This is a genomic window from Saccharomonospora glauca K62, assembly GCF_000243395.2.
Taxonomy (GTDB): Bacteria; Actinomycetota; Actinomycetes; order Mycobacteriales; family Pseudonocardiaceae; genus Saccharomonospora; species Saccharomonospora glauca.
The window spans coordinates 2,487,612-2,510,034 of the sequence record NZ_CM001484.1 but is presented as its reverse complement, the minus strand read 5'-3'; the positions used below and the strand labels follow the sequence as shown (position 1 = coordinate 2,510,034).

Below are 22,423 nucleotides of genomic sequence, written 5' to 3'. Positions count from 1 at the left end.
GCGGTCCACAAAGGACGAATTGGACCTTCTCGTCTCAGTCGGGGTAGCCCTCGGTGAGCAGTGCCTTGGCCAGCTCGATGCGGGAGGTCAGACCGGTCCTGGTGAACAGCCGGCTCAGCTTGCCCTCCACGCTCTTGGTGCTGGTCCGCAGAGTTCGTGCGACCTGTTTGTTGCTCAACCCTTCGGCCACGAGCCTGCCCAGGAGGCGTTCGTTCTCCGCCACGGTCTGACGACGGCCCGGTACCGGGATCTCGTGCTCGCGCATCAGGTTGCGCAGCCACGCTCGCTCCAACGTCGCTCCCAGCTTCCCGAACAGGTCGTATGCCTCCGAAAGCCGTTTCGGATCGCCGACTCCGTGGCGGACCAGCCGGGTGATCACGGTGGCCAGCTCGAAGGGTTGACCGCGTTCCCTCCCGAGACGCAGACAAGCGGCGGCCGCCTCCTGGTCCCCGTTCACCGTGGCCCGCACCAGCAGCGCGTGGGTGGCCGCCCTGCCGGTGGGCATCGCGGTGGCGACCCGCTCGATCTCGGTGAGACACCGCCCGGCCTCCTCCCGGTCCCCACGCTCCAGCGCGAGCTCCGCGAGCTGCGACCAGCACAGGTCGGCTCCCACCAGCAGCCCTCGCTCCCGGCCGCCGGAGAGCGCCCGACGGAGTCGCCGCGTCGCCTCGTCCGGCTTACCGAGGGCGTGGTCGACCAGGGCTTCCGCGTAGTCGAGCAGGTGCGCCAGCGGCGTCCCGGCCGAACGGACGTTCGCGAGCAGCTCCCCGGCATCCGTGATCCGGCCCCGTGACACCAGAAGTGTCGCGACCGCTTGCGCCATCGGAGCTCGTCCGAGCCCGCCGCCGTGCAGGGGAGGGGTGGCCAGGCACTGGCGACCGAGCGCGACGGCGACGTCCGCGTGCCCGCGAAGGGCGGCCAGATGAGCTTGCTCGGACGGATCCAGTTGGTCCCCCGACAGGTTCGCGCAGGCCAGCGTTTTCTCGGCTCCGCTGAGGTTGCCGACGGTCAGCAACACGGTCGTGTGGGCGTTGACCATCCGCGACCACCACCACGTGTGGGGCGGATACGGGCCGCCCTCGTCGTCGTAGAGGGAATGCGTGAAATCTCGCCTTCGCCCCGTCCAGAACTCGCAGACCGCGAGCAGGTAGTCGCGGAGGAGGGCCCCGCTTTCGGCCCGCCGGTGTCCCGTGGTGGTCGCGAGCAGCTCGCGTGCCTCGTCCCAGCGATCGAGCAGCACGAGCGCCGTGGCGGCACTCACCGGGTCGGGGCCCTCGTCGGACGGGGTTCGGCGTCGCTCGGCGATGGTGCGGACCGCCTCGGAGTCTCCCACGGCGTGCTGCGACAACAGCCTCAGGAGGTGAGCACGATGGATCGCCTCGGCGGGGAGGTACTCCGGGTACTGCTCCAACAGGGAGGTGCTCACGCGGAGGCAGCCCTCGGAGTCGGCGGCCAGATAGCAGGCGATCGCGCGGTCGAGCAGAATGCTCGCGTACTGGGCGAGGTTCTCGGCGTTCTCCGCGGCCGCCCGCAGCCACCGGCCCGCCGCGCCGGGATCGTCGGTCATGGTCGCCTTCGCGTGTGCCAGCAGCTCCGTGCGGGAGCGACGTGGATCGACCAACCTGCCCGCCTCGGCGATCCGGTCGGCCCGGTAGTGGGGATCGTCGCAGTACGCGGTTCCCGACCACAGCGCGGTCACGGCGATCGCGGCGAGGTGCTGTCTTTCGTAGGGGCCCAACGACGCTCTCAGCGCGATGGCCACGAGGGGGACCGGAAACCGCCAGGAGGCACCCCTTCGGCCCCGGTGGAGCACACCGGCCCGGCACAGTCGGACCAGCCGTTCCTCGGCCTCGACCTCCGGGCATGCCAGGGCCTTCGCCAGCAACCGAGGCACGGCCGTCCCGAGCGGATGAAGGACGGCCACGGCCTTGGCGGCGGACCAGTCGTCGGGTCCGAGCTCCAACATGACGGCGTTCAGCCTGCGATACCGGGTGGCGCCGGTGGGCCAGTCGCCTCCGGTCAGATAGGCGTGACCGGAGGCGAATCGGATCGTCCCCGACTGCTCCAGTTCCTCGACCGCGTCGTGCACCGCCGCGCGCAGGCCCCGGCTACTCGTCGCGATGTGGGAGACCAGGGCGGGGTCGGGGATGTGCCGTAGTGTCCTCGCCAGCTCCCCGGCGATCTCGTCGTCACGCAGGCCACGCAGTCGAACGTCGTGCACCAACCCCGCACCGCGAAGCCGACGCAGGATCGTTCGACCGGTGGTCGCGAGTTCGTCCGTCGGACCGGGTGCGGGAACCCGGACCGCGCACACGCACTTGGCGGTGCTGCCCGCCAGCGTGTGAGCGAGTTGTTCCAGCACGGCCATGAAGTCTCGGTCCATCCACTGCACGTCGTCGATCAGCAGCACGGCGCGGTCCGCGGTTCGCAACGGTGCCGCCAAGGCGACCGCCGCCCCCGCGGCGATCGCGGGATCGTCGTACGCCCCGGTGACGGTCACGGGCACCGGCCACGACGAGGTGGGGCAACCGAACACGCGGCTCGGCGAGGACTCGGGAAGCACGGCCGAGGCCGGATCGAACCGCATCGTGGCGGTGTGCCAGCCGCTCGCCGCCAGCTCCTCTCGTAGGGCCGCCAGCAGCGAGGTCCGGCCCACGCCGGTCGGTCCCGTGACCACGATCAGCGGCGGCCCGTCACGTCGGCCGATCACTTCGCGTAGCGCGTGCATGCGTCGATGGTGAGTCGGACCGCGCGGCGAGTGTTCGTCCTCGTGACATCCGTTCCTGTTCGGACCAGCGGATGTGTCCGTTCGGATGGGCTCGGGCACGACGGAGCCGGACGGACGCGGGCGGAGTTGCCCGTATGAACCACGGGCGGTGGCCGAAGGACACCGAACTCCCCCGGAAGGCTTTGTGCCGGTGGAACGGGGCGGCTAAATGGAGTTCGAGCGCCATGATCGGGCCCGCCCCGGTTCGGAGGGGCCCGACCGGTGAACGGAACGGGGAGGAAGGCCGCCGATGGTACGGTCACGCGCGGGATTCGTCGGCCGCCGAGCACAGCTCACCGAACTGCGCCGACTCGGAAGCCGCCCCTTCGTGACCGTCGTGCGTGGCGACGTCGGCAGCGGGAAGTCCGCGACACTGGCCCGGCTCGGACGCCTTCTCCGCACGGACGGGATGACGGTTTTCGAGCTGACCGGACACGGGGAACCAACGTGGGACCCCCTCGGAGTCCAACCGCTGCTTTCGACGTTGCGGGAGCGGTTCGAGGAGATCGAGGCGGGCCGACGCCTGTTCACGGCCCTGCGTCACCTCGGTGGCATGTGGACCGACGAGCCACGACGCTCCCCACACTCCCGCAACGCGGAACGAGACGCTCTGGAAGCCCTGCTCGGGGCGCTCGCCGAGCGGAACCGGACCGCGTTTTTGATCGACGACGCCGACCGGATTCCCCGGCCTTCGCCGTTGGTGGCGTTGGCGCGACGAGCCGGGATCGCCGTCGTCCTCACGGCGACGAACGCCGAGGTGACCACGACGAGATCGAGGTGGCCCGCTTCGCTCGCCGACCGGGTCGTCGACCTCGCTCCTCTCACCGACGAGGACGTGGACAAGGTGATCCGGCACCGCGCGGGAGCCCCGGCCGACCCGGCTTTGCCGCGTGCGCTGCGAGCCGAGCTGGGGGACCTGCTGGGCAACCCCGGAACCCTGGTCTCCGTGCTGGCGGAGCTGCGTGCCGAAGGCAGGCTCACCGTCGTCCACGACCAACTGTGTCTGCGGGACCCGGCCGCGCCGATCCCGTTGCCGTTGGGGCATCCGCTCGTCGAGCGGGTCCGCTCGTACGGCGACACCGGCGTCGACCTGGTCCTGTTGGCCGCGAGCGAGGCCACGTTCGGGCTGGCCCAACTGCCCGCGTTCGCGGTGGCGACCGCCACCCCGGTGCCGCGCTGCGGGCGGACGCTCGACCGGCTCGTGCTCGACGGTGTGCTGGGGGCCTCCTCCGCCGGGCACCTGTACGTGCGGCACCGGGCGCTCGGCGCCGCGATCGCTCGGCAGGCGGGTGCCGACCGTGCCCGACGGCTCCACGCCGCGATGGCCGAGGCCATGCTGAACACGAGTTTCCTCGGCAGGGCGGGGGAGACGATCGCCGTCGAGCACGCGGCGGCGGCCGAGGAGGCCATGCCCGCGCATCCCCGGTTGCGTTCCCTGATGACCACGGCCGTTCCGATGGCGCCGCGCTCCCCGGAGAACCTGATCGCCCGCGGCATGGTTCGCCGACGACAGGTGGGGCTCGACTCCCCGGCGCGGTCGGAGCTGATCCGGTTGTTGATCCGCTCCGGGCGCTACGAGCGGCTGGCCGCGCTCGTAACCGAACTCGTGTCCGAATCGGCCTCGGCGGGACGGACGACCGATCTCGCGGAACTGGCCGCGGCGGGAGCGTTGGCGGCGATCCACCTCGGCCGGCGACTGCCGTCGCGAATCCGGGAGGTCCTCGCCACCGGGAACGGCGCGACGGCGTCCGAGGTGTGCGACCGCTGGTTCACCGGCGCCCCGTTCTCGCCCGCCGACGTCGAGCGGGCGTTCGCCGTCCTCGCCCCGGACGACCCCGCGCGGCGGGGGGACGACGACGCGGTGGCGACCGCGTGCGCGATGCGCGACCTGGTCCCGGTGTTCGAGGCCACGTTGGGCGACGCCTACGGCGCCCCCACCACCGGGCCGCTCGCGGCTCACCATCGACTGTGCCGGGCGTTCGCGGAAGGCCGCTGGTCGGAGGGTCTCAGTGCCGCGCGGGAAGTGGTCCTGAACGGAACCGGTGACCGGCGCGGTACGGACGTCGCCCGGTTGCTCGCCGCGGAGATGTGCGTCTGGCGGGGAGCGGACCGACAGGCGGTGGGGTGGTTGGACTCCGTCTCCACCGACACCGCGCTCGGCGCGCTACGCGGCTGGGTCGACAGCGGACGTCGTTACCGCGCCGGAGACGCCGCCGGCGCGATCGTCGCGGGATGGTCCGCGCTCCGGCGGGACGACGGCAGCGGCCCCGGAAGAGCGGAGCTGCTGTCGAGGCTCGCGGTGATCGCGGTGGAGCAGGGGGCGTGGCCGGTCGAGCGGTGGTCGCTCGCCAAGACGGCGGCGGACTGTCGGAGGGAAGGCGGTGCCCGGATGCGAGAGGCGTGGTTGCTGGTCCAGGGACTGCTCGCGGGCGACACCGCGCGGGTGCGGGAGAGCGAGCGATTGGCTCGGCGCCGTGGACACCGACCCGACCGCGTGTGGGCGTCGTTCGCGGCGGGACTGGTGGCCGACGAGCCGCGTGGGTGGTTCCACGAGAGCTACCGGCTCGCCGGAGCGTTCGGAGCCCCGGTGCTGCGGTCGAGGTTGCGGCAGGCGATGACCGATCGGGGTGTCGCGGTGCCGGCCACCCGTGCACGGCCGGACGAGTTCTCCGAGGTGGAACGACGAATCATCGAATTGGTCCGAAGTGGAAAGTCTAATCGGGAGATAGCGGCCACCGTGGTGATCAGTGAGAAGACGGTGGAGAAACACCTCACCAAGCTGTACCTGAAGACCGGGTGCCGGAGCCGCCACGAACTCGCGGCGGCCAGCCTGGGTGGCCGTCTGGAGCGGGTGAGCGCATGAGAACGCGGGCGGGAGGTGTCGAGGCATGAGTGGAAACACCGTCAAGGTGTCCACCGCGGGGTACGGGTATCGCAGTATCGGCGAGGCCGTGGCCGACGCCTCCGAAGGGGCGGCCGTTCTCGTCGAACCGGGCCGGTACGTCGAGAACGTGGTGCTGGACAAATCCGTGACCGTCACGGCGGAGGAAGGACCGGGGACGGTCCGGATCGTGGCGCGGTCGGGCCCCGCGATCCTGCTGGCCGCCGAGTCGGCCACTCTGTCCGGGCTGTCGCTCGCCTCGGAGGACGACTCCACGCCCGCGATCGCCGTCGCCGACGGGCGACTCGGGCTCACCGAGTGCGAGATCCGGGCCACGGGCTGGACCGCCGTCTACGCGTACGGTCGCGGAACCGTGCTGATGCGGGAGTGTTCCGTGCACAACCCGAAGGGTGCCGGAATCGTGGTCACCGCGACCGACGGCGGGGTTCTGGACGCGTGCACGGTGTCCGAGTTGGGCACGTCGGCGGTGGTGGTTGCCGAGCAGGGCAGCTTGTTGCTGAGGGCCTGCACGTTGGGGCCCGCCGAGGGCAACGGCATCTTCCTGAACGGCTCCGCGACGCTCACCGTCGAGGACAGCACGATACGAGGGGCGGGCAAGCCCGCCGTCGCGGTGGAGCAGCGGGCGCGCCTTTCCGCCACCCGAGTGGTGGTGTCGGACACCCGTGCCATCGGCTGGTACCTGGCCAGTCCCGAACCCGTCGTCCTTGAGGACTGCCGGGTGCACGACGGCGCGGCGGAGGCCGTGTTCGTGGCCGAATCCTGTTCGCCACGGCTGAACGGATTCCGGGTGCGGGGTGCGCGGGGCGGCGGACTGTACTTCACCGGTCGCTCCACGGGCGTGGTCAACGGCTGTGAAGTATCCGCCGTGGACGGTGTGGGGATCGGGGTGGCCGATCGCGGGGCACCCGAGTTCGACGGGGTCTCGATCGAGGACTGCGTGGCCGGCGTGTACCTCACCGAGGGAGCGGACCCCTTCCTGCGGCGGTTGCACGTCCGGAACAGCGGGGACACCGCGGTGACCGTCACCGGGGAGGCCCGAGGACGACTGGAACGGGTCGAGATCGACGGCGCCGGTGAATCCGGGCTCGTGGTCGGCGGCGCCGCGAGACCCGCGGTGAGCGGACTGAGCGTCCGAGGAGTCGCGGGGTCGGCGGTTGTGGTCTCGGAGGCGACGTTGGCGCTCGCGGACGCCGACATCGTCGGCACCGGCGGGGACGGCGTGTTCGTCGGGGCGGGTGGGGACCTCTCCCTGTCGCGGGGCAGGGTGCACGACAGCGGCGGAGTGGGATGCCGGTTCGAGCGGGGTTCTTCCGGCAAGGTGAGCGACTCGGAGTTCTGCGGCGGTGCGTCCGACGGCATCCGGGTGGACACGGAGGACGTCGTGTCGATCTCGGGCTGCGTCGTCCGGGACAACCACGGCAGCGGTGTCCGGCAGACGGTGGCCAACTCCGCCGTGGAGGTCACCGAGCTCGTCAGCAGCGGCAACGTCGGCCCCGACTCCTACGGCGGCGCGGTGACCGCGGCCGCGAGCCACGGAGCGGCTTCCTCCACCCCCATCTCACCGTCCCCCGAACCCGGCGACTCCGGGACGGAGGACGACCCGCTGGCCGAGCTGCACTCGCTCGTCGGGCTGACCGCCGTCAAGGCCGAGGTCACGTCCCTGGTCAATCTCAACAAGATGGCGAAACGGCGGCTCGACGCGGGGTTGTCGGCGCCGCCGATGGCCCGGCACCTGGTGTTCGCGGGCGCGCCGGGGACCGGCAAGACGACCGTGGCGCGCCTGTACGGGCGCATCCTGGCACAGCTCGGTGTGCTGCGCTCCGGGCATCTCGTGGAGGTGGCCAGGGCGGACCTCGTCGCCCAGATCATCGGTGGCACGGCGATCAAGACCACTGAGGCGTTCAACAAGGCCCTGGGCGGCGTGCTGTTCATCGACGAGGCGTACACGCTCAGCAGCGGAGGTGGCGGCACCGGCCCGGACTTCGGCAGGGAGGCCATCGACACGCTGGTGAAGCTGATGGAGGACCACCGGGACGACGTCGTGGTGGTGGCGGCGGGTTACTCGGCCGAGATGCAGCAGTTCCTTTCCGCGAACCCCGGAATGGAGTCCCGCTTCAGCCGCACGATCGAGTTCGCCAACTACACCCCCGAGGAGCTGGTGACCATCGTGCGGTCGCTGTGCCAGCGCCATGACTACCGACTGGACGAGGGCGCCGCCGAGGCCTTGCTGGAGTACTTCGAGAAGATCCCGAAGGACGGCACGTTCGGCAACGGACGCACCGCCCGCCGAGTGTTCGAGCGGATGACCGACCGGCAGGCGTCCAGGTTGGCCGCGTCCCCCGTCGTCGCACCGGCGGAACTCACCAAGCTCACGGCCGAGGACCTGGTCATCGAGTCCGGACAACTGGCATGAGTCTGACGGCGCAGTGGCACGGTTCGCACATTCTCGTCCGGCACCGGGACGAGCCGGGGTGGACTCGCGCGTTCCTGACGTGGGCCCCCACGGTGCGTGGAGAACCTCTGGTGGTGGCCTCGGAGCGGGCCGAGGGCGAGCCGGTGACCGGAACCGAGCTCGGCGCGATGCTGCGCCCGTTGTTGAGCGACCGGGAAAGGACTCCCGAGGTCAAGGCCGTGTGGCTCGGCATCGCCGGACTGGCCGGCGACCCCGAACGCGTGTGGACGGTGTGTCGCGAGCTCGACGTCGAGGTGCTCGCGCCGGACGGCACACCCGTCATGAAACCGGGTGCCGCCCTGTACGCCGGTCCCGGCACGGGCGGGACGGGGTGGTACCGGTTCCGGGCGGGGCTGCCGGGCAGACCGGCGGCCAGCCGTTACCCACCCCCGAGGTGGGAGGTCGGGTCGCCCACCGAACCGGTGAACGTGAACGGTGTCGTGGCGATGCCGATACCCGCGGGATGGGTGGTCCGGCACCGCTGGGCTCCGGTTCCCACCCCGGAGGACGACGTGTTCACGGTGCCGGTGGACCACCGATTCCCCAAGATCGTCGTCGGTGGCGCGGGACCGGTCCCGGAACCCACGCAGGTGGCCGCCGTGGTCGAGTACCTTCGGCCCGATCGGTTCCTCGTGGTTCCCGCGAGCCCCGAGGCCGCCACACACGTGTGGCAGGCGGAGCTGGCCGTGTCGCTGAGACGGGAGATCGTGTTCAGCGCAGGTATCCAGAGCGGTTCGACCACCGGCCTGGTGTCCACCTTCGTGCCGGGCTCGGCGGGGGCGCGACGGTTCCGGCCGTGGGCGACCGTGATCCGACAGCCGGCGGGAGGAGGCGACCAGGAGGTCCTGGAAGCGGCCGCCCCACCGGCGGGATGGGTCCGCCACGGGCCCCGGTCCTACCGGTGTGCCGACGAGGACGGGCGGATCGTGGTCGACGTCGTGCCTTCGGGAGTCGTGATCCGCCGGGCCACCGCGTCCCGGACGTCGCAGCCCCTGCCGTTCGACCCGGAGCGGTGGACCCTCGACCTCGGGGTCACGGGGGAGCGAATCGGGTCTCCGGTCCTGCGTGCCGCCGAACGCCTGTTGACGGGGCTGGACGCCGAGCGGCGTGCGTCCGTCCGGGTCAGGGTCGTGGGCACGCTGGAGGAGAGCGTCCGCACCGGACTCACGCTGACCACCACCGAGCTGCGGGACGCCGTGGCGGCGGTCACGGTGCGGGCCGAGCCCCCTCACCGGAGCGAGGCCGGCACCGAGGCGCCGGACTCCCCGCCTGCGTCGTCACGCGGAGAGGTCCCGTCGGGGGCGGCCGCGTCGCTGATCCCGGTGCCGACCGTCTCCTCCGGGCCGGTCGGCTCGGGAAGCCTTGTCGAGGAGCTGCCCGGACTCCGGAAGGAAGCGGTTCCGGAGTCCGTCGCCCCGGAGAACCCGATCGAGGCCGGGGTCTCGGAGCCACCCGTGGGGGAGACCGACTCCGCGCGGGCGGCCGCGTCCGTCGTCGCTTCCGTCCCACCGGACAAGGCGTCCGCCGCCGACCCGCCCACCGGGGAAGCCACCGCCGACCTCGCGCTCTCGGAACCCGAACCAGCCGAGTCGGCCACCCCGCCCGAGGAACCGGTCGTCGTGGACCGGCCCAGTACCCCCGCCGAACGAACCCGGTTCGCCACGGCCGCCGGGGAACAGTTCACCGAGGCCCTGGCGGCGACGAACGCGTCGATGGCCACCTGGCCTTCCCTTCGACAGGAGAACGACCACGGCGTCAAGACCGACTATGCCGCCGTGCTCCTCTACTTCGGCACCGGTGACGGGGCGGCGACGCGGGTCAACCACGCGATGCGCGCCGGTGAGGACACACCACTCGACGGACACGTACCGTGCCTGGTGTCCGGCATTCGCCGGCTTCCGATCCACCGGCGCCCCGTGCTGCGACAGGGATTGACGGAGGACGCGATCGAGCGCCACGGAAAGCCGGGCACGGTGTTGGTCGAACCCGGCTTCCTCAGTGCCAGCATGGATCTGGACGTCACCGTTTCCGACGCGCTGTTCGACGTGCTGATCTGGCCGAACTCCGCGCGCCGGACCACCGAGCTGTTGCGGGGCGAGCCGATCAACGAGGCGATCTTCATGGCCGGGGCGCGTTTCAAGGCACTCGCGTTCCGCGCGATGGACGATCCACCGGAGCCCGAACCGGGAAAGCCCGTCGTCCCCCGGAAGGCGGTGTTGCTGCGGGAGCTCGCCCCGCAGGAGTCATCGGACTCCACCGAACTGACCGACCGGGACCTCACGGTACTGACCAAGCTCGATCGGGAACTGGCCCGACGGCGGCAGGCGGCTCTCCGCGCGGTGGAGGACACCGGGGTGATCTCCCGGCTCACCGCGCCCCTTCTCGAATGGCGAGCTCCGGTCGCTTCCCCGAACCGGGACCGGGCGCCCGTGGAGATCACATGAGAAGTCGTCGACTGAGCTGTCTGGTGGTGGCCACGGCGCTGTTCGGAATCGCCGCCGGGCCCGCGCACGCTCAGCAGGAGCCGGAGCAGTTGCCCGAGCAGCGAGAGGGGTGCCTACCCGCACCGACCGCGACGGCGGTGCGGACGCCATGGCCGCTGGAGTACCTGCGACCCCGCCGGGTGTGGTCGCTCACCGAGGGAGCGGGAGTGACCGTCGCGGTCGTGGACACCGGGGTCGACGCGGACACGCCCCAGCTCGTCGGCCGGGTTCGCGAGGGGATCGACGTCACCGGGAGCGCCGGTTCGGCCGACGAGGACTGCCTCGGCCACGGCACCTTCGTGGCGGGCATCATCGGCGCGGCCCCGATGGAGGGCAGCGGATTCACCGGGGTGGCTCCCGCCGTCACCATCCTGCCGGTCCGCGTCGCGACGTCGCTGGAAGCCGACCAACCCGGATCGCTCACGCCGGAAAGACTGGCGACGGGAATTCGCCGAGCGGTCGACGCCGGTGCGGACGTCGTCAACGTCTCCGCCAGCACCACCGTCGACGACGCCGCCCTGAAGGCCGCCGTCGACTACGCGGAGCGGCGGGACGTGGTGCTCGTCGCCTCGGGTGGACTCCCCGACACCGTGTTGGGTCTCGTCGAAGGCGCGAACGAGGTGGTGGAGGCGGCGCGGGAGTTCGACCGGACGTTGCGTGACGAACTGCGGCACGGCATGACGGTTCTCACGGAGCTGGCCGCCGACACCGGGAGGTTCCTGGTCGAGATCCGCGACATCGACGACGAGAACGCGCGGGGGATCGAGAGACCATGAGCCTGACCGACGAGCTCTCGGGGCTACCGGGAGGTTCGGGACTCGCCGAGACCCTTCGCGTCGTCGACTCCGCCGCGCCCACCGAGGCGGAGGACCTCGCCGAGAACTGGCGAGCCACCGGTTCCCGCTGCGCCGACGCCATGCCGGCGCTGTGGCGGGCGTGGCGGGAGAACACGGCTTCCTGGGCGGGGCTGAGCGCGGAGGTGGGTGAACGATTCTGCGGCAGGATCGTCGCCGCCGGCGACGAACTGAACCGAGCCTCCACGAGCGCGGCCGCGGCGTTGGACCGAGCCGCCACGGCCGTCGCGCAGGCGCGGAACTTCGCCAGATCGAGGTCCGAATGGTTGCTGTCCTGGGTGCGCAGCCAGGACGCCCTGTACCCGAACGTCGCCCACGAGGCCCGCGATTCCGCGATCTCCGCCGTCGCGAACCACATCGCCGACGAGGTTCGTTCCGTGCTGACCACGACGAAACGGGAACTCACCGACGCGGTGGTCACCTTGCACGAGGCCACCGACGCGGCGGTCACGTTCTCCGAGTTGAAGCCCGTGAGGAGAAGGCACGGCGGCCAGGGGTGGGAGAACCGGAAGGCGACGGCGGAGGACCCACCGGGCGGCGAACGGGAAGACTCGCGTCGGGAAACCGCGAGCGGGGGACGGGCGCCCGGCCGAGGAACGAGTTCCCCCGTGGAGTGGGGAATCCTCGAAACCTGGTCGGACCCCGCGGGGGACGGTGGCGCTTCGGGCGACACCGACAGCGGATCGTCGGCCGGAGTCGACACGGCGAGTGGTCCGCCCGTCACCGTGCCGCCGCTTCCCGGCGAGGTGGACGACTGGATCGCCGAGGCGCTACGCATCCTGGCCGAACACGGCGTCGACGTCAGTGCGATCGACCCGGAGGACATCGCGACGATCATCCACCACGAGTCCGGTGGAGATCCCTACGCGCAAAACAACTGGGACTCCAATGCCATGTCCGGGCATCCCTCGATGGGAATAATGCAGACCATTCCGCAGACTTTCGAGGCATACAAATTGGCCGGTTACGACGACATCTGGAACCCCGTGCACAACATCATCGCCGCGGTACGGTACGCGCTCGATCGTTACGGGTCGATCGACAACGTTCCGGGCTTGGTCGCTTTGGAGAACGGTCAGGGCTACGTCGGGTACTGACCGTCCGCTGATCCGGGGAGGTGACCGGGATGACGCTCGACGCGCCCGTGGTCTCGAACGACGGTGCCCCGAGTGGCACGACGATCGGCAACGCGCTGGTGATCGCCGTCGGTGGCGAGACCAGCGATCACGCTCGTGTCCTCGCGGAGGACCTGGTCGCCGACCCCGCCCACGATCTGGTGGTGGTCGACCTGCCCGCCCACCCCACGAGCCCGCTGTGGGAGCTGTGGGAGCGGGTGGCGGAGGCGATTCCGCCGGGCCGCCGCGGACTCCGGTTGATCGTGCCGGAGGACCACGGCGAGGTGACGACGCTGGCCGGACACTGGCTGGCCGAGCGGCTGGGACGCACCGTCGTCGTCCCCGACGGTCCGGTGCGACGGGGAGCCAACGGTTGTCTCTTCGTGCATTCCCGGCAGGAGAGCGGGTGGTTGACGTGCCGACCGGGAAAGCCCTCCGAAAGGGAGGCCAAGCGCTTTCCCCGGCCGTCGTGGGACGGTCGGGTGGTGAGCGAGGTGTTGGCCACGGGATCGAGCGGCATCACCGAGCCCGTTCCGGCGGGCTTGTGGCTGCACCCCGCGGTCGAGGACGAGACCGTGGCCCGGCACCGGGAGCGACTACTCCGCGAGATCCCCTGCCAGCCCGACGTCATGACCGTTCTCGTCGGCTGCCCCGGCATGGCCGCGATCCCGGTGGAGGACGTCGCGTACCTGTGGAACTGCCTGCCGGACGAACTCCGGTCACGGGTCCGCTTCGCCGCGTACGGGCCGATCGCCGTTTCCGGGGACGGCCAATTCGGACAGACGCTCGCGGAGCTGGTGCACGAACCCGTGGTGTGTTATCCGGGCGTCCCGATCGGAAGGCCGGAACGGCCCGACATCCACACCCTGCACCCCGACGCGCGGTTGGGCTGGCGCACCTACGCCCGTGAGGTCGAGTACTCCCCGGACGCCTCCCCGAGGGTCCGGAGCCACTGGCTGCCCTTCGAGGGCGTGACACCGGCCGGTGACGCCACGTACTGGTACACCCCCGACGCGATCGTGGAGATCGTCCCGGCGGGACTGTGGCTGCGCCCACCGGACGACTTCGGTGACGCCGATGCCGTTCGCGCACGACCGTGCAATCCCGCCGGACCGACGGTGTTCTTCGACAATGCCACCGAACGAAGCGCGCTGCGCATGCACTGGCTCGCCCGCGACGTCATCACCCGGATGGAGACCGACGTCCGAGCCCGCACGAGCCTGATACCCGCCTCGCCGAACGGGGCCGGCTCACCTCCCGGACTGGTGAGCGCGCCGAGAGCCGAGGGGTGGCACGCGCGGCCCGCCGAGCCCGGCGAGCACCCACCCGCCGCGCCTCGTCTCCAGACCCCGCCCGTCCCGGACGCCGCCGTGGTGTTCCCGGCGGACGACCTCACCGAGGAACGACAGTGGTTCCGCGACCACTTCGGTCCGGAGATCGACGCCGTGTCGGCGTCGGTGGCCCGGTCGATCGGCGAACGGAGCGGTCGGTGGACGCTCGGCGCGGCAACCGAGGAGGACGTTCACACCGACGCGGTCGCGCTCCGGCTGTACCTCTCGGTGAAAGGGGAGAAGATCGACCGAGCCCTGCGGTTCGGCGAGACCGGACCGCACGTGCCGTTGGCGCGGTGTGCGGCGGCGGCGCTCTCACGGCTGCCGGTGCACCGCGGCGCGGTGATGTACACGATCCCGGCCACCGCGGACCTCCTCCGGTACTACCGCGAGCACTCCGTGGTCACCGACTGGGGATTCCTCGCCGCTCTCGTCGAGCCGGGTGCGGATCGGCGAGGCGACGTGGACGTGCTGTTGTGGTCGATGACGGCGCGCTCGACACGGGACCTCGAACCCGAGGGCGACGAGTCCGTGCCGGGACGCGTGCTGTTCCTCCCCGGAACCAGATTCAAGATCCTCGATGTCGGGGAGCCACGATCGGAGGAGGGGACTCGGGGCCGGGTGCTGTTGAGGGAGTTGGCGGAACGGGAGGCCGAGGGGGCCGGTGAGGTGAGTTCGCTCGACGAACTCGCCGCCACGTCGTTGCGTACCTACGGACAACGATGGGAGACGGTACCGGCCACCGGAACAGTCGGAGTGGCCGCCCGTGAACGCTTCACCGCTCTTCCCGGTCTGCTACCGCGATAATGGGGGAGAAACATGTCCGAGCGTGACGAGCGCGCGATCGAGCCCGTGGAATGGGCGATGCTGGTCGATCCGGCATGGCGGCCTTCCCCGAAGGAACCCGAGGCGCCGATCGACAAGATCATGGGAGTCTGGCCGATCGACGCCCACGGCGTTCGGCAACGGTTCCGACCGAATCCGGCCTACCTGCCTTTCGACCCCGAGGGGGTCCTGGACCCCGTCGACGGTGTGCTGCGACTCCTCGCCGAGGGAAAGGAGGTCGCCGAGTACCTGCCCGAGGTTCTCGCCGACGTGCTCCTCGACATCGCCGTGGACGGAGAGGGAACCGCGGTCGTGGTCCCCGCCCCGGACGGCGTGCCGTCGGTGGTGGTCGCCACCGCGCCGGGACACCGACTTCGGGTCGACGTGCCGGGCTGGAAGTCTGTGTCCACTGTGGAATTAGCGGAGGCCTTGCCCGAACGCGGGGTCGACGTCCTGCTCAATCCCGGTTCGGCGACGTCGATGCGGGTCGATTCCGACGTGATCCGGCGATCCGCCTCCTCGCGTCGCTGACCGAGATCGTCCCTCTCGGGCAAGAAGAGCGGGCCGATCGAGCAAGGCCCGCGCCGAGTGGTTGGCGCGGCGTCCGGCCCGGTGAAGACTGGATGGGGAAGCCGCCGTCGCCGTGACGGGCGAGAGGTTCCGATTCTCGCCCGTGGCGAACGAGGGTGGGGAACAGCTCGCGAAATGAGGGAGAAATGGCAAGGAAGCTCGGTCGGACGCTGGTGACCAGTGGAGTCGCCGCTGCTCTCGCGATGGGCCTCGCCGGTGTCTCCGCCGGGGTGGCGCAGGCCGCGACCCCGGGGAAGATCACGGTGTGCCACGGACCGGGATTCGTCCTCACCGTGAAGTTCCCGGAGCGGGGCCTCAGCATCACTCCCCCGGTGGTCCCCGATCCCAATCCCGGAGGCGACAACGGTGGGGTCATCTGCACCAACAGTCAGGTCGGTGGCGACCGGAACGAACGGATCGACGTATACGCCGACGGGAAGTTCATCGGCTCCGCCATCTACAACGGACTCAGGGGCGCCGAGGTCCGGGGGATCGCGGGCCCCGGCTTCGTCGTCTCGTAGGACCGAGTGAAAGCTGCTGACGGAGAACCGCACCCCGGTGTTCGCTGCTCATGGTATTCCCTCCTTCGCTCGGTGAGTCGGTACTCGGGGTAGGCACTCCCGAAGCGAGCCCGCGTCGCGTGGAGCTCGTGCTCGACGCGACGCGGGCCCACCACGTGATCGACGCTGTCGAGACCATCGAACCCCACGGTGCGGGAACGGACGGATGCGGTGATGTTCGTGGACCCGACGACGGATCGGTCGTCGTCGCACTGGCGTTTCGCCGACGTCGAGCACGGGACCTCCGGGGGCGCGGCCGACGAGTTCGAACTCGCCACGTTGATCGCGCTGGTGAGCGCGGAACCGGCCGTCAAGGGGATGTGGCGTGCACGGCAGGTGCCTTTCTCGTCGCCGGATGACCATGAGGGGCGATGGGTGTATCTCGTCGAGGTCGACGGCACCGAGTTGACCATCGACCCGGCCACGATGTCGACCGCCCTCGAACGCTCCCCGGTGGAGGTGGCGACGACCGGCGGGGGCGTCTCGCCGTACCAGAGGATGATCAGGGCGTACGGCGAGCTGGTGTGGGCGGCGACCCCCGAACCGGTGCTGACCGTCGCGCGAACGTTCGACGGCGTCCACGACGACGGGAGCCCGTTTTTCGCCCCGGACCACCCCAGGATCGACGACGCGGGGGAACGCGCCCGTCTCCTGGCCTACCTGCGTTCCGCTCCGACGATCGTGACCACGACGGCGACCGCGCGGGACGTCGCCGCTCCCGAACGCGGAGCCGTGGTGCCGCTCAACTTCCGTACCGACGGAGTCTGGATCTGGCCCGACACGATCGAGTACTACCTGGAGCAACATCGGTACGCGCCGGACTCCAGGTTGCTCGCCCACATCGGTGAGGGCAAGGACAAGGCCCCTCCACTCGACGGCGTGGCGATCCATCGAGCCACGGCGGCCCTGTTCCGCAAAGAAGGCTGACCCCGGCGTGTCCGCAGATTACGCACGCGTGTCCGCAGATTACGCACGCGTGTCCGCAGGCTGTGCACGCATGTTCGCAGAACATGCACCGTCCCGATGACCGATACCGGGCTTCCCGAGCACTCCCCGTTCGTCAGCGTCCGTCGATAGGGTGGGGAAAGTGACCGCTGCCGTGTTGAGCTCGCCCACCCCCGTCGAGCGGCGAGCGCGTTTCGCCGTTGCCGTGTTGTTCTTCACGAACGGGGCCCTGTTCGCCAACCTGCTGCCGAGGTACCCGCAGATCAAGGCGGATCTCGAGATCGCCAACGCCACCTACGGGCTGGCCGTCGCGGCGTTTCCGGCCGGTGCCATCACGGCGGGCCTGGCGGCCGGGACGCTCATCCGCAGGTGGGGCTCGGCGCGGGTCGCGGTCGGTAGCACCCTGTTGGTCGGGGGGAGCGTCCTCGCCGCGGGGCTGGCCGAGTCTGTGCTGCTGTTCGCCGGTGCGTTGTTCCTGGCGGGAGCGATGGACGCGATCACCGACGTCGCGCAGAACGCCCACGGCCTACGAGTGCAGCGCCGGTACGGACGTTCCATCATCAACTCCTTCCATGCCATCTGGTCGATCGGCGCCGTCACCGGCGGTGCGATGGCCGCGGGAGCGATCGCGCTCGACCTCTCGCGCGGGACCCACCTGTCGATCGCGGTGGTGTTGTTCGCTGTCGTCGCGTTCCTCGCCCTGCGGTTCTGCCTGCCCGGCCCCGACACCGAGCCAACGTCGGAAGCCGACCGCGGTGACGAGGCGGGAGGGTCCCCGCGTGCGGTGGGAGGGGCGCGCATCGCATGGCTGCTCACCGCGTTCGTGCTCATCGCCACGGCGGGCACGCTGGTGGAGGACGCGGGCAACTCCTGGGCGGCCCTCTACCTTTCCGACGCGTTGAGCGCGTCGGCGGCGCTGGCCGCCTCCGGCTACATCGCCCTCGTCGGGGCCCAGTTCGTCGGACGGCTCGTCGGAGACCGGCTCGTCAACCGGTTCGGTCAGCGTGCGGTGGCCCGTGCCGGGGGGCTGATCACCGCGGTCGGCATGGGGACGGCGCTGGCGGTGCCCACGGTCCCCGGAACGATCGTCGGCTTCGCCGCCGCGGGCCTGGGGGTGGCGACGTTGGTGCCGGCGGCCATGCACGAAGCCGACGAGTTACCCGGCCTCAAGCCGGGCACGGGGTTGACCCTCGTCTCCTGGCTCATGCGCCTGGGCTTCCTGCTCTCCCCGCCGGTGGTGGGGTTGATCGCCGACGCCACGAGCCTGCGTGTGGGCCTGCTGGTGGTGCCCTTCGCCGGACTGGTCGTGCTGGCACTCGCCGGTGCGCTCCGGGCCCGGAGCCGCTGAAGTGGTACCCGCGGTCGTGGTCTCAGCGATCGCCCTCGCCCCGCGCGGCGAGGGCTTCGCCCAGTTCGTCGGCGTGGCGGAGGGTGCGTACCAGGAAGGGGACGGCGAACGCCGTGGGGGAGCGGTCCGCTCCTCGGGCCTTGGCCGCCTCCCGTACCTGGATGGCGGTGTCGGAGAGGACGGCGATGGCCCGCAGGGTGAGCCCGACGAGCAAGCCCAACCGCTCGGGCCGCAGTCCGAATCGTCGTAGGGGACGGCCACCGCGTTCGACCGCGGCCACTACGTCGTCGACGCGGGTGGTCAGGGTGAACAGGTTGGCGGCGGCCAGGGCCGTCACGATCCGCAGACAGACCACGAGCGCGCCGTACGCACCGAGCAGCCACCACTGCAACGCGAACACGAACGCCACGAGCAGGGCGAGGCCCCGGGCGAGTCGCAGGCACCGGCCCACGGGGATTCGCGCGACGGCGTAGCCCGCGGCCACCACGGCGCAGAGACCGCCGAGCCAACCGGGGGAGGACAGCACCAACACGACGGTGGTCAGCGCCAACAGGACGAGCAGCTTGGGCCCGGCGGAGACGCGATGCAGCGGGCTCGTCCCCGGCTCGTACCAGTTCATGGCGTGTCCTCGATCAGTCGACGAGTTTCCGGTAGTGGCGCAGGGCGGGCTGGGGAGCGTCGTCGGCCACGACGTGGCCTTCGTCGAGGACGACCACTCGGTCGAAGTCGTCGAGCAGGTCCAGATCGTGGGTCACCAGGACGACCTGCTGGTCGAGCTCCTTCAACACCTCGACGAAGCGGCGTTTGTTGCGCAGGTCCAGCAGCGTGGTGGGCTCGTCACACACGAGCACGTCCGGTTCGAGCACGAGCATCGAGCACAGCGCGAGGAGTTGCTTCTGTCCCCCGGAGAGCTGGTGGGCGGGGTGGTCGGCGTACCCGTCGAGCCCGTACGCGGCCAACACCTCCGCCGCCCGTGCTGCCCGCTCCTTTTTGGGCAAACCACTGCGTCGCAGGGAGAAGGCGACGTCCTCCCCGGCCGTGGGCATGACGATCTGGCTGTCGGGATTGGTGAAGATGAACCCGACCCGCCGCCGTACCGCTCGGCCCTCGTGGGCGGTGTCCAGCCCGTCGACCAGCACCCGGCCGGTGGTGGGCAGGACCAGACCGTTGATCATCCGGGCCAGCGTCGACTTGCCGGAACCGTTGGCACCCACGAACGCCACGCGACGCTCACCCAGCCGGAGCTCCACCTCCGACAGCACGAGGCGGTCGCCGTAGCGGTGTGTGACACCGTCGAACTCGATCACTTGATCGCCTCCCGCGCGGGCGACGCGGCCGTCGAATGTCCGGGAACGCGGGGTTCCGGCACGAGGACCCGGACGGTGTTCGGGGTGGTCATTCGGTGCGAATCTCTCGTTCGGCCGCCATCCGGCCGGGCAACGCCCGGTGCGCGACGGCCGCGATCGTCGCGGTGGCCACGGCCTTCACCGCGTCACCCGGCACGAACACCAGCGACTGCACCGCCGCCGCGGGCAGCCCCGTGTACGTCGCCAGCCACGGAATGCCCACGGCGTAGTCGGCGAGCACCCCCGCCACGCCGGCGAACAACAACACGGGGAGTCGGGGCCCGCGAAGCCGTGTGGCGACGAACCCGGCGACCGCCGCCGAGACGAGCCAGCCCACCAGGAACCCGGCGGAGGGACCGACGAACGACGCGAGACCCCCGCGACCGCCGGACAGCAGAGGCAGCCCGATGGCGGTCAGGGCGAGGAACAGCAACACGGACGCGGCGCCACGACGCGCGCCGAGGACACACCCGGCCAGCAGCGGACCGGCGTTCTGGAGCACGATCGGCACTCCGGACCCGCCGATGTGGATGCCGGGGAAGAGCCCCAGGACGGCGATGAACGCGGCGAACACGACCGTGCGCGCGAGGTCACCGGCGGTGGAGGGGGCGCGTCCCTTCGGCGTGGCGCCGCTCACGGCGACACCACCGGCGCGTCGCCGTCCTTTGTGACTTCCCGCTCGACGGTGAGGTACGACACCTTCCCGTTCGGTTCGCCGGGGGTCGGAGGCTCCGTGCTCACCGTGTCGGAAGTGACCGCCGCCATATCGGTTCTCGTTGCCGCCACGCCACAACCCGTCCTGCGTCGTCGGCCACCGCGCGGTGTTCCCGAGGAACCGGGAAGCCGGTGCGGTGGCTGCCTTGTCGGAACGCGCCTCAGTCTACAAGTCCACGTCGTGGACGCCGCCCCGCGGCGGCCGGGGTCGGCGGTGGGGACGTCGCGGACGACCTCGGCGAACCCGGCCGTCCGCTCGGCGAGACGGCCGGGACGGGGTGTCGCGTCAGGAGTTGACCGGAGTCCCGGTGCTCAGCTTCCTCCCGGAGCCCAGCGCGTGGTCGACGCTGAAGCGGCCGCCGTTGAACCCGAGCGCCAGCGCGGCGGCGGCGAGCAGGAGCACGAGTTCGACTCCGCCTTCGGAGGCGAAGAAGCCCTGCGGAAGGTGGACGAAGACCATGGCGCCGACCATGACGGCGGCCAGTAGCACGCCGGCGACGGGTAGCGCGAAGCCCACCAGCAACGCGAGGCCGCCCACGGTCTCGACGAGTGCGGCGATCCACGCGGACACCTCGGGCAGGGGCACGCCCATCTGCTCGAACGAGGCAGCGGTCCCGTCCACTCCCCACTCCAGGAACTTCTGCAGACCGTGTGCGATGAAGACGACCCCCACCGCGATCCGGGCCACGAGCGGGATCAGGTCGCGGACTGTCTGTGTCGGCTGTGGCATCACGTGTCTCCTCGGTCGTGAGTGACGTAGGTGGTGCGAGGTCGTCGCGCTCGGTGTTGGTGTTCGAACGCGGCGTAGTGGTTCAAATTTGAACTTTCAGTACGGTAGCGTGTGGTTCAAATTCGAACAAGTGGTGACGTCTACGATGTCCCGTATGGTCGAACCCCGGTGGCTGAACCGACAGGAGATGAAGGCGTGGAAAGCCTTCCTGGCGGCGAGCCACCTCGTCGAGCGGCGAGTGGAACACCAGTTACGGGAACGCGCCGGGCTGTCGCACCCGCAGTACGAGATCCTCGTGCGCCTCGCCGACGCGCCGGACGGTGCTTTGCGCATGACCGAACTCGCCGACTCGGTCGTGACCTCCAAAAGCGGAGTGACCTACCAGGTGGCCAAGCTGGAGGAATGGGGACTGGTGCGCCGCTATCGCTGTCCCACCGACGACCGGGGCGTCAACGCGGCGATCACCGAGGCCGGGCGAGAGAAGCTCCGGGAGATCGCGCCGGAGCACGTCGCCGTCGTGCGCGCGTCACTGATCGACCTGCTCGACGAGACGCAGCAGCGGGCCATCACCGAGGGCTTGGAGACCGTGGCGCGGACTCTTCGTGCCACCGGGGGCGACGGAGTCCGGTGAGGTCGGCGCGCGGCTAGGAGCGCCGACGTGGCTTCCGGCGCCGTCCGCCTCGTCCGACGTTGGGGTGGCGTGTCCTCCGGACGGCACGGCGGCCGGTCGTCCGGGACTCCTTCCCGGTGCCCTTCCCGCCACCGGCCTTCTTGCCGCGTTCCTCGGCGCGGGAGCGCGTGGCCGGAGCGGGCCGGCGACCGCGTGTGCTGTTGACGGTGCGGCCACGGACGATGCCGATGAACTGCTCCATCAGGTCCGTGGTCTCCTCCTCCGGCCACACCAGCGCGACACGGGACTGTGGCGCGTCCGTGACGGGTCGGTAGGTGAGGTCCTTGCGATGGTGCAGCCGGGCCAGCGACTGGGGCACGACGAGCACCCCCACCCCGGCCGCCACCAGCGTGACGGCGTCCGCGGTCGTGGCCGGACGCTCGATGGCCGGACGTCCGGGTGGTCCCTCCCAGTCGAGGGTGTCGTCGAGAGGGTGGAGCACGATCTCGTCGGCGAGGTCGTCGAGGGACACCTCGTCGGCCGCGGTCACGAGGTGGTCCTTCGGGACCACGACCACGGTCGTCTCGGTGTAGAGCGGGATCGCGTGCAGGCCCGTCCGGTCCACCGGCAGCCGCAACAGCACCGCGTCGACGTCGCGGTCTCGTACCAGGGTGGCGGCGTCGGCGGCGGGGGTGTGGACGAGGTCCAACGGGACCGAGGGAAACCGCTCCCGCCACCGTCGCACCCACTTGTCCGGTGTGACACCGGGCACGTACGCGAGGGTGAACGTGGGTTGTTCGTCCGGCACCCGGCCAGCCTACCGACCGGGCGGGGTGCGGGCGCGGCACCGGTCGGACGGCGCGGGCCCCGA

General features: G+C 70.8%; 18 protein-coding genes. 11 read left to right on the top strand and 7 right to left on the bottom strand.

From position 1 onward, the window contains the following. Positions 1–34: 34 nt before the first annotated feature. Positions 35–2,728 (bottom strand): ATP-binding protein, encoded by a 2,694-nt coding sequence (locus tag SACGLDRAFT_RS11705; RefSeq protein WP_005464807.1) that lies wholly within the window; start codon positions 2,726–2,728, stop codon positions 35–37. A gap of 289 nt (positions 2,729–3,017) precedes the next feature. On the opposite strand from SACGLDRAFT_RS11705, the gene SACGLDRAFT_RS11700 reads away from it, so the two are divergent. From SACGLDRAFT_RS11700 to SACGLDRAFT_RS11655, 10 genes are all read left to right on the top strand, one after another. After that, positions 3,018–5,630: a helix-turn-helix transcriptional regulator gene (locus SACGLDRAFT_RS11700; protein WP_005464805.1), complete on the top strand. Its 2,613-nt coding sequence runs from the start codon at positions 3,018–3,020 to the stop codon at positions 5,628–5,630. A 25-nt stretch (positions 5,631–5,655) separates the two neighbouring features. After that, a complete protein-coding gene (locus SACGLDRAFT_RS11695) occupies positions 5,656–8,082 on the top strand; it encodes a right-handed parallel beta-helix repeat-containing protein (protein WP_005464804.1) in 2,427 nt (808 codons plus the stop codon). Continuing rightward, entirely contained in the window at positions 8,079–10,565 is a 2,487-nt protein-coding gene (locus SACGLDRAFT_RS11690) for a hypothetical protein (protein WP_005464803.1), read from the top strand. Before SACGLDRAFT_RS11695 ends, SACGLDRAFT_RS11690 begins: the two co-directional genes overlap by 4 nt. Then, a complete protein-coding gene (locus SACGLDRAFT_RS11685; RefSeq protein ID WP_005464802.1) occupies positions 10,562–11,380 on the top strand; it encodes a S8 family serine peptidase in 819 nt (272 codons plus the stop codon). The genes SACGLDRAFT_RS11690 and SACGLDRAFT_RS11685 overlap by 4 nt, the downstream gene beginning before the upstream one ends. Next, the gene (locus tag SACGLDRAFT_RS21560; RefSeq protein ID WP_005464801.1) at positions 11,377–12,555 is read left to right on the top strand and encodes a transglycosylase SLT domain-containing protein; all 1,179 of its coding nucleotides are present in this window, start codon (positions 11,377–11,379) and stop codon (positions 12,553–12,555) included. Before SACGLDRAFT_RS11685 ends, SACGLDRAFT_RS21560 begins: the two co-directional genes overlap by 4 nt. A gap of 29 nt (positions 12,556–12,584) precedes the next feature. Beyond that, positions 12,585–14,711 carry a carbohydrate kinase family protein gene (locus SACGLDRAFT_RS11675; RefSeq protein WP_005464800.1) on the top strand — a complete coding sequence of 709 codons (2,127 nt, stop codon included), beginning with the start codon at positions 12,585–12,587 and terminating at the stop codon, positions 14,709–14,711. Between the two features lie 12 nt (positions 14,712–14,723). Next, positions 14,724–15,260, top strand: coding sequence for a type VII secretion system-associated protein (locus SACGLDRAFT_RS11670; protein WP_005464799.1), 537 nt, complete (start codon positions 14,724–14,726; stop codon positions 15,258–15,260). Positions 15,261–15,445: 185 nt separating this feature from the next. Then, positions 15,446–15,820 carry a hypothetical protein gene (locus tag SACGLDRAFT_RS11665; RefSeq protein ID WP_005464798.1) on the top strand — a complete coding sequence of 125 codons (375 nt, stop codon included), beginning with the start codon at positions 15,446–15,448 and terminating at the stop codon, positions 15,818–15,820. A gap of 219 nt (positions 15,821–16,039) precedes the next feature. Beyond that, positions 16,040–16,786: a hypothetical protein gene (locus SACGLDRAFT_RS21555; RefSeq protein ID WP_157608800.1), complete on the top strand. Its 747-nt coding sequence runs from the start codon at positions 16,040–16,042 to the stop codon at positions 16,784–16,786. A 160-nt stretch (positions 16,787–16,946) separates the two neighbouring features. Next, positions 16,947–18,152: an MFS transporter gene (locus SACGLDRAFT_RS11655; RefSeq protein ID WP_005464796.1), complete on the top strand. Its 1,206-nt coding sequence runs from the start codon at positions 16,947–16,949 to the stop codon at positions 18,150–18,152. 22 nt (positions 18,153–18,174) lie between these two features. Here the strand turns inward: SACGLDRAFT_RS11655 and SACGLDRAFT_RS11650 are convergent, their stop codons facing one another. The 5 genes from SACGLDRAFT_RS11650 to SACGLDRAFT_RS11635 all read right to left on the bottom strand — a co-directional run bounded on the left by SACGLDRAFT_RS11650 (position 18,175) and on the right by SACGLDRAFT_RS11635 (position 20,942). Beyond that, positions 18,175–18,771, bottom strand: a complete 597-nt coding sequence (locus SACGLDRAFT_RS11650) for an energy-coupling factor transporter transmembrane component T family protein (RefSeq protein WP_005464794.1) — start codon at positions 18,769–18,771, stop codon at positions 18,175–18,177. A gap of 13 nt (positions 18,772–18,784) precedes the next feature. Then, positions 18,785–19,459, bottom strand: coding sequence for an energy-coupling factor ABC transporter ATP-binding protein (locus SACGLDRAFT_RS11645; protein WP_005464792.1), 675 nt, complete (start codon positions 19,457–19,459; stop codon positions 18,785–18,787). A gap of 88 nt (positions 19,460–19,547) precedes the next feature. Beyond that, positions 19,548–20,135 (bottom strand): biotin transporter BioY, encoded by a 588-nt coding sequence (locus SACGLDRAFT_RS11640; RefSeq protein ID WP_005464790.1) that lies wholly within the window; start codon positions 20,133–20,135, stop codon positions 19,548–19,550. Further along, positions 20,132–20,263 (bottom strand): hypothetical protein, encoded by a 132-nt coding sequence (locus SACGLDRAFT_RS22940; protein WP_005464789.1) that lies wholly within the window; start codon positions 20,261–20,263, stop codon positions 20,132–20,134. The genes SACGLDRAFT_RS11640 and SACGLDRAFT_RS22940 overlap by 4 nt, the downstream gene beginning before the upstream one ends. Before the next feature lie 235 nt (positions 20,264–20,498). Beyond that, positions 20,499–20,942: a DoxX family protein gene (locus SACGLDRAFT_RS11635; protein WP_005464788.1), complete on the bottom strand. Its 444-nt coding sequence runs from the start codon at positions 20,940–20,942 to the stop codon at positions 20,499–20,501. Between the two features lie 145 nt (positions 20,943–21,087). Here SACGLDRAFT_RS11635 and SACGLDRAFT_RS11630 point away from each other — a divergent pair, with 145 nt between their 5' ends. After that, positions 21,088–21,573, top strand: coding sequence for a MarR family winged helix-turn-helix transcriptional regulator (locus SACGLDRAFT_RS11630; protein ID WP_005464787.1), 486 nt, complete (start codon positions 21,088–21,090; stop codon positions 21,571–21,573). 13 nt (positions 21,574–21,586) lie between these two features. Here SACGLDRAFT_RS11630 and SACGLDRAFT_RS11625 read toward each other — a convergent pair whose 3' ends face one another. After that, a complete protein-coding gene (locus SACGLDRAFT_RS11625; RefSeq protein WP_005464785.1) occupies positions 21,587–22,360 on the bottom strand; it encodes a LysR family transcriptional regulator substrate-binding protein in 774 nt (257 codons plus the stop codon). Positions 22,361–22,423 lie beyond the last annotated feature (63 nt).

Coding starts and splice junctions, on each gene's coding strand:
- SACGLDRAFT_RS11705 (WP_005464807.1), bottom strand. CDS start 2,728: ATGCACGCGCTACGCGAAGTGATCGGCCGACGTGACGGGCCGCCGCTG.
- SACGLDRAFT_RS11700 (WP_005464805.1), top strand. CDS start 3,018: ATGGTACGGTCACGCGCGGGATTCGTCGGCCGCCGAGCACAGCTCACC.
- SACGLDRAFT_RS11695 (WP_005464804.1), top strand. CDS start 5,656: ATGAGTGGAAACACCGTCAAGGTGTCCACCGCGGGGTACGGGTATCGC.
- SACGLDRAFT_RS11690 (WP_005464803.1), top strand. CDS start 8,079: ATGAGTCTGACGGCGCAGTGGCACGGTTCGCACATTCTCGTCCGGCAC.
- SACGLDRAFT_RS11685 (WP_005464802.1), top strand. CDS start 10,562: ATGAGAAGTCGTCGACTGAGCTGTCTGGTGGTGGCCACGGCGCTGTTC.
- SACGLDRAFT_RS21560 (WP_005464801.1), top strand. CDS start 11,377: ATGAGCCTGACCGACGAGCTCTCGGGGCTACCGGGAGGTTCGGGACTC.
- SACGLDRAFT_RS11675 (WP_005464800.1), top strand. CDS start 12,585: ATGACGCTCGACGCGCCCGTGGTCTCGAACGACGGTGCCCCGAGTGGC.
- SACGLDRAFT_RS11670 (WP_005464799.1), top strand. CDS start 14,724: ATGTCCGAGCGTGACGAGCGCGCGATCGAGCCCGTGGAATGGGCGATG.
- SACGLDRAFT_RS11665 (WP_005464798.1), top strand. CDS start 15,446: ATGGCAAGGAAGCTCGGTCGGACGCTGGTGACCAGTGGAGTCGCCGCT.
- SACGLDRAFT_RS11650 (WP_005464794.1), bottom strand. CDS start 18,771: ATGAACTGGTACGAGCCGGGGACGAGCCCGCTGCATCGCGTCTCCGCC.
- SACGLDRAFT_RS22940 (WP_005464789.1), bottom strand. CDS start 20,263: ATGGCGGCGGTCACTTCCGACACGGTGAGCACGGAGCCTCCGACCCCC.
- SACGLDRAFT_RS11635 (WP_005464788.1), bottom strand. CDS start 20,942: ATGCCACAGCCGACACAGACAGTCCGCGACCTGATCCCGCTCGTGGCC.
- SACGLDRAFT_RS11630 (WP_005464787.1), top strand. CDS start 21,088: ATGTCCCGTATGGTCGAACCCCGGTGGCTGAACCGACAGGAGATGAAG.